General features: G+C 45.7%; 3 protein-coding genes. 1 reads left to right on the top strand and 2 read right to left on the bottom strand.

The window, feature by feature from the left end:
- Positions 1 to 2,934: nSTAND1 domain-containing NTPase (locus F6K20_RS21265; protein WP_287295944.1), on the bottom strand; the 2,934-nt coding region annotated here is incomplete at its 3' end.
- Between the two features lie 172 nt (positions 2,935 to 3,106).
- On the opposite strand from F6K20_RS21265, the gene F6K20_RS21260 reads away from it, so the two are divergent.
- On the top strand, positions 3,107 to 5,653 hold the full coding sequence (locus tag F6K20_RS21260; RefSeq protein WP_008180653.1) for a glycogen/starch/alpha-glucan phosphorylase: 2,547 nt from the start codon (positions 3,107 to 3,109) through the stop codon (positions 5,651 to 5,653).
- 30 nt (positions 5,654 to 5,683) lie between these two features.
- On the opposite strand, the gene F6K20_RS21255 is transcribed toward F6K20_RS21260, so the two are convergent.
- Complete coding sequence (locus F6K20_RS21255; protein WP_287295942.1) at positions 5,684 to 5,806, bottom strand: hypothetical protein; 123 nt, start codon at positions 5,804 to 5,806, stop codon at positions 5,684 to 5,686.
- Positions 5,807 to 5,990 lie beyond the last annotated feature (184 nt).

Here is a 5,990-nt window from a genome sequence, read left to right as displayed (position 1 = left end):
TGGGCTAAAGGCTACACTCATGACAGGTTCGCTATGTCCAGTGAGGGTGTGCAGGGGTTTGCCTTGGTGATTCCACAGTTTCACCGTGTTGTCCCCACTAGCAGTAGCGATAGTCTGGCCTTCTGGGCTAAAGGCCACACTAGTGACAAAGTTCCTATGTCCAGTGAGGGTGTGCAGGTGTTTGCCTTGGTGATTCCACAGTTTCACCGTGTTGTCCCCACTAGCAGTAGCGATAGTCTGGCCTTCTGGGCTAAAGGCCACGCTAGTGACATAATGGCTATGTCCAGTGAGGGTGTGCAGGTGTTTGCCTTGGTGATTCCACAGTTTCACCGTCTTGTCCCCACTAGCGGTAGCGATAGTCTTCCCATCTGGGCTAAAGGTAACGCTAGTGACATAATCGCTATGTCCAGTGAGGGTGTGCAGGGGTTTGCCTTTTAGGTTCCAAAGTTTCACGGTGTTGTCAATACTAGCAGTAGCGATAGTCTGGCCATCTGGGCTAAAGGCCACGCTATAGACAGCTTCGCTTTGTTCGTCTAGGCTATTAAATTCTTTCACTCCATAGAGAGATTCCCGTAAACTAGCGATCGCTTTAATCCTAGTATCACCTTTTACCCAATTCGCCTGTTTCAGTTTTCCTAATGCCTTTAAACCCTCTTTTAGAGCATCAAATGGTTGATCTAAGGTAAACAATAGTTCTGAAAGTTGACTCAGGACTTTAATTTCACTTTCTTCTGCCTTTCTGGCCTGTTCTTCTACCTTTATCGCCTGTTTACGAGACTGCAACCCAAAAGCTGTTGAAATAACTGTCCCCAATACCAACACACTAACAAACCCTACCGCTACTAACCGGCGGTTACGGGTGATTTGCTTGTGCTTGTGACGGCTTACCTGAATATACTCCTCGGCCAGCCCATCCAACATCCTCAACTTGCCATACTTGTTTAAATACTCCTGGGCTTCTACTAACTTCCCCCCAAGCAACAGTACACCGGCATCATCACGCTTCTTACCCTTCTGCTGCCATTCTTCTGCCGCCGCTTCCAGCTTGCGTTCCACTACCATCCCTTCTGTGTAACTCTGCTTCCACTCCAGCAACCTTCCCCAGTGGCGAATCAAGGCTTCATGAACTACATCCAAAACCACATCCTGGGAATTTTCTTGATGGCTTCTAGTAATCAAGCGGTTCTCTGAACTGGCTAAGGTCTGGCTAACAGCATCGAGCAGTTCTAAACTGTGGTGAGAATTGACTAACTCCCCCAGGCTTACTCGTCTACGGGTATCGAGAGTATCTCCGACTTGAGTTAATTCCAAGAACAAACGCCTAGCCACACTTTGTTCTTCCGCTGAGAGACTATCAAATACCTGATTGGCTCTCTTTTCGAGAGTTCCCTCAATTCCCCCTAACTGTTGATAGGTTTCTAACCGTAAAAACCTTTCCTGCTGCTGTCTTGACTGTTTCCATAATTCCGTCAGAGTATATTGGAGCAGGGGCAGGCTGCCTGGATAATCTTCCACATCGTTAATCAGTTGCTGTTTTAATCTGCCCTCAATCCCTAATCCTACTAATTCAGCTGGTTTAGCGATCGCTTCTTCAATTTCCTGACGGTTCAAGTGGTCTACATTGATTAATGGTTTATTGATCTTCTCTACTAATTGAGGATACTCTCGCAACCGCCCCCGAAAGTCAGAGCGCATGGCAATTAACACAATTAGATTGTCTTTGTTGTCTAATAATTCACTTAAACTGTTAAAGAATTCCAGCCGTTGGTCAGGTTGACCCATAGTGAAGCACTCTTCAAACTGGTCAATAATCATGACCACCGGTTCAGAAGTCGCTACTAGAGTAAGACTAGAATTGTCTCCCTTGTTGTCTAAAAGCTTTCCCAACTCCTGCACCTCCTGTAACCTTTGCTTTGGTGCAACACCTGGAGTGAAAGGTTCTAGATAATGCCAGCGATCGCTTCCAGCAATTGCCTGACCTAACTTCAGCTGATACAATAAACCCGCCCTGAGTAAGGAAGACTTGCCACTGCCGGAAGCCCCTAACACTACCAGCAGACGGTCTTTAGTTTTAACTCGCTCAATTAACTGCTGGGTCAACTGAGAACGACCGTGAAACACCAGAGCATCCTCTGGTAATGCGGTAAAATAAGACAGAGACCGGTAGGGGCATTTATCCTGAAAGCTCAGTTTCGGAAACTGGGTAGTCAGTAGAATGGCTTGTTTTGAGTTAGCGATTAAAGGACGTTGTCCAGTCCTTGACATCCGCTGCTCAATAAACAAGGCCAAATTATGACTATTTACAATACCATCCGGGTGATTTTCCAGATTCAACCCTGCCAGTAACGCCTTGGTAAATACTCCTTGTTCATGGCTAATCTCTACTCCCGGTTCATAGGAACGAGTGGCAGTAATCAAGCAGTAAGCTTTATCAGTTGGGATAAATGGGAGCAAGCTTAGTAACTCGCCACTGTAGCAACAATCTAACCAAATCACTACCTGTTTGACTGGGCTAGTTGCGATTTGCTGACCTAATTCCCGCAGAGGATAGCCATAAATTCCCACATCAGGAAAGGCATCACTAGTGACTAAGAAAACGTCTTGTTGTCCATCCACCTCTTGTCTACAGCCATGGCCTGAAAAGAAGAATAGGGCGGTTTCTGGGGGTTGGTTGGGAGGTGGAGGATTAAACAGATTAGCGACTGCTTCCCTTAATTCCTCTAATTTTACCAGTCCTGTGCTGGATACTCCCCCTGCTCCTTTTTGGGTCAACCCAAGGGGTAAGTCCTGAATCCGAAACGGTTCATAGCCATACTGCTCTAATCGTTGAGCGACATTTGCCCCATCTAATGCAGCAACAGTCAGGTCGTTAAAGTTGGTGTATTCTGGATAACGGTTAATGCCAACGATTAGGGCTTCCCATTCCGGTGTCATTGGAGCGAGGCTGTGAAATTTTTACTAGGGTAACATAGCCTATGGCAGTTCTCAATTGGGTCAGATACTTACGCCCTTGGGGTTAATGGCAGCAGTCACTGACCATGCTTACTCTCTGGCAAAAGAGAATCCATAATAGAGTGACAAGTTTTTGGTCAGGATGAGCCACACTATGAAGGAACCTACCAACCTCACAGAACAAATCAAGGTTAAGGTAGAAGATGACCGCACAGGTATGTCGGTGGAAACCCTTAAGCGAGCCTTTGCTGACAATCTTTATTATATCCAGGGTAAAAATCAGTTTTTGGCTACACCCTACGATTACTATATGGCTCTGGCTTATACGGTAAGAGACCGGCTACTCCAGCGGTGGATTAAAACCTTAGAAACCTATACTAGAAAAAATACTAAGACTGTATATTACCTGTCAGCAGAATTTTTGATGGGTCGCCAGCTCACTAACAATTTGCTCAATTTGGGAATATATGATCGGCTCAGCCAAGCTCTCCACGAATCTGGGCTGGAGCTAGATGACCTGAAAATGCTGGAAGCTGAGCCTGGTTTAGGAAATGGAGGTTTAGGACGCTTGGCTGCTTGTTTCCTGGACTCCTTGGCAACTTTAGAAATTCCTGCTGTTGGGTATGGGATCCGTTATGAATTCGGCATCTTTGACCAGCGGATCATTGATGGTGCTCAAGTTGAACGTCCTGACAAGTGGCTACGGTTCGGCAACCCTTGGGAAATCAGACGCCCAGAATTAACAGTTGAGGTGAATTTCGGGGGTAAGACAGAATCCTACAAGGATGAGGGAGGTCGCTATCGGGTACGTTGGATTCCCGAGTGGCAGGTTTTGGGTACTCCCTACGATATACCAGTGCCTGGTTACAAGAAAAATACCGTCAATACCCTGCGTTTGTGGCGTGCTGGTGCCAGTGAAGAATTTGATTTTGAGGTGTTCGACAGCGGTGATTATGCTGGCTCTGTGACTGAGAAGATCTATTCCGAGAATATCTCGAAAGTTCTCTATCCCAATGATAACACTTCCCAAGGGAAGCAACTACGGCTGGAGCAGCAGTATTTCTTTGTTAGCTGTTCTCTTCAGGACATTATTAATAATTATCGACGAACTAATCGTAATTTCGACCTGTTCCATGAGAAAATTGCGATTCAGCTGAATGATACTCACCCATCGATTGGGGTGGCGGAGCTGATGCGGTTGTTCTTGGATAAGTACAAATTGAGCTGGAATCGAGCTTGGTATATTACTAAGAACACTTTTGGCTATACTAATCATACTTTGCTAGCAGAGGCTTTGGAACGCTGGCCAGTTAGCCTATTTGAGAGACTCTTACCAAGGCAGTTAGAGATTATCTATGAAATCAACCGTCGCTTCTTGGATCATGTGCGTCTGAAGTATCCAGGTGATAATGACCGGCTCAGACGAATGTCCTTGATTGACGAGGAACCTGAGAAGTCTTTGCGGATGGCTCATTTAGCCTGCGTAGGTAGCCATGCTATTAATGGGGTGGCGGCACTGCACACGGAATTGCTGAAGAAGGATGTGCTGCGAGATTTCTATGAATTGTGGCCAAATAAGTTTATTAATATGACCAATGGGGTCACACCCCGTCGGTGGCTATTGCTGAGTAATCCTCAACTGTCGGAACTGATTACTGAGAAAATTGGAGAGGGTTGGGTTACTGATCTAGACCAGCTCAAACAGTTAGAGCAGTTTGTTAATGATGCTGAGTTTTGCGTACGCTGGCGCAAGATTAAACAGCTGCACAAGAAAAACCTGGCAGATTATATTCTGCTGCACAACAATATTAAGGTTGATCCTAATTCCCTGTTTGATGTCCAAGTCAAGCGGATTCACGAGTACAAGCGTCAGTTGTTGAATGTACTCCATATCATTACTCTCTACAACCAGATCAAGGAGAATCCCTCGATCGATATCTTGCCCCGAACCTTTATTTTCGCTGGCAAAGCAGCACCGGGTTACTACTTGGCTAAACTGGTGATTAAGTTGATCAACTCGGTAGCAGAGGTGATCAATGATGACCCTGATGTAAGCGATCGCATAAAGGTAGTTTTCTTAGAAGGCTTCTCGGTTTCCCTCGGAGAGCAGGTTTACCCAGCAGCGGACCTTTCAGAGCAAATCTCCACTGCTGGCAAGGAAGCCTCTGGGACTGGCAATATGAAATTTGCCATGAATGGAGCGTTAACGATTGGTACCTTGGATGGTGCTAATATTGAAATCCGAGAAGAAGCAGGAGCAGACAACTTTTTCCTGTTTGGTCTAACTACTGAGGAAGTATACGCTCTCAAGGCTGGGGGATATAACCCACAAGAATACTATAACAACAATAAACAGCTCAAGCAGGTAATCGATCAGATTGGCTCTAGGTACTTCTATCCCCGTAATCCCGACCTGTTTAAGCCACTTGTGGATTCCCTACTGTACGGCGATGAGTACCTGCTTTTGGCAGACTACCAGTCCTATGTGAATACCCAGAAGCAAGTAAGCCAAGCCTATCGGGATCAGAATCACTGGACTCGGATGTCGATTATTAATGCGGCGAATATGGGCAAATTCTCTTCAGACCGCACGATTCGGGAGTATTGTCAGGAAATCTGGAATGTTGAGCCGATTTCAGTTGACCTAGACGAGTACGACCAGAACTCTGCTGGGTTGAAGCGAGTAAATAATTTACATTAACCTCAACAGTAACTATAGCAGTTCCCTTAATCAGGGAGTCGGGAGTCGGGAAGTGTGGCAAGTGTGGCAAGTGTGGCAAGTGTGGGGAGATGGGGAGATGGGAAGATGGTAAAGATTTTTATAGGGTTTCCTATACTTACGAGGTACATTCAATTTTATTACCCCTACTCCCTGTTTCCTTTGCTATAGTACTTTCTTGATAGTATAGCAGTCGCCAGGGCAGTTAGGAGATGACAAAAGTCTCAAACCCTTTGTAAGCGCAAGAGTTTGACTTCTGACAAATGACTTCTGACTTTTGACTTCTGCTATAGTTTCTTGATCACGTTTGGTGATATCC

Source organism: Moorena sp. SIO2C4, assembly GCF_010672485.1.
Taxonomy (GTDB): Bacteria; Cyanobacteriota; Cyanobacteriia; order Cyanobacteriales; family Coleofasciculaceae; genus Moorena; species Moorena producens.
Note: the sequence above shows the minus strand (reverse complement) of the source record. Positions and strands in the feature narration are given on the sequence as shown.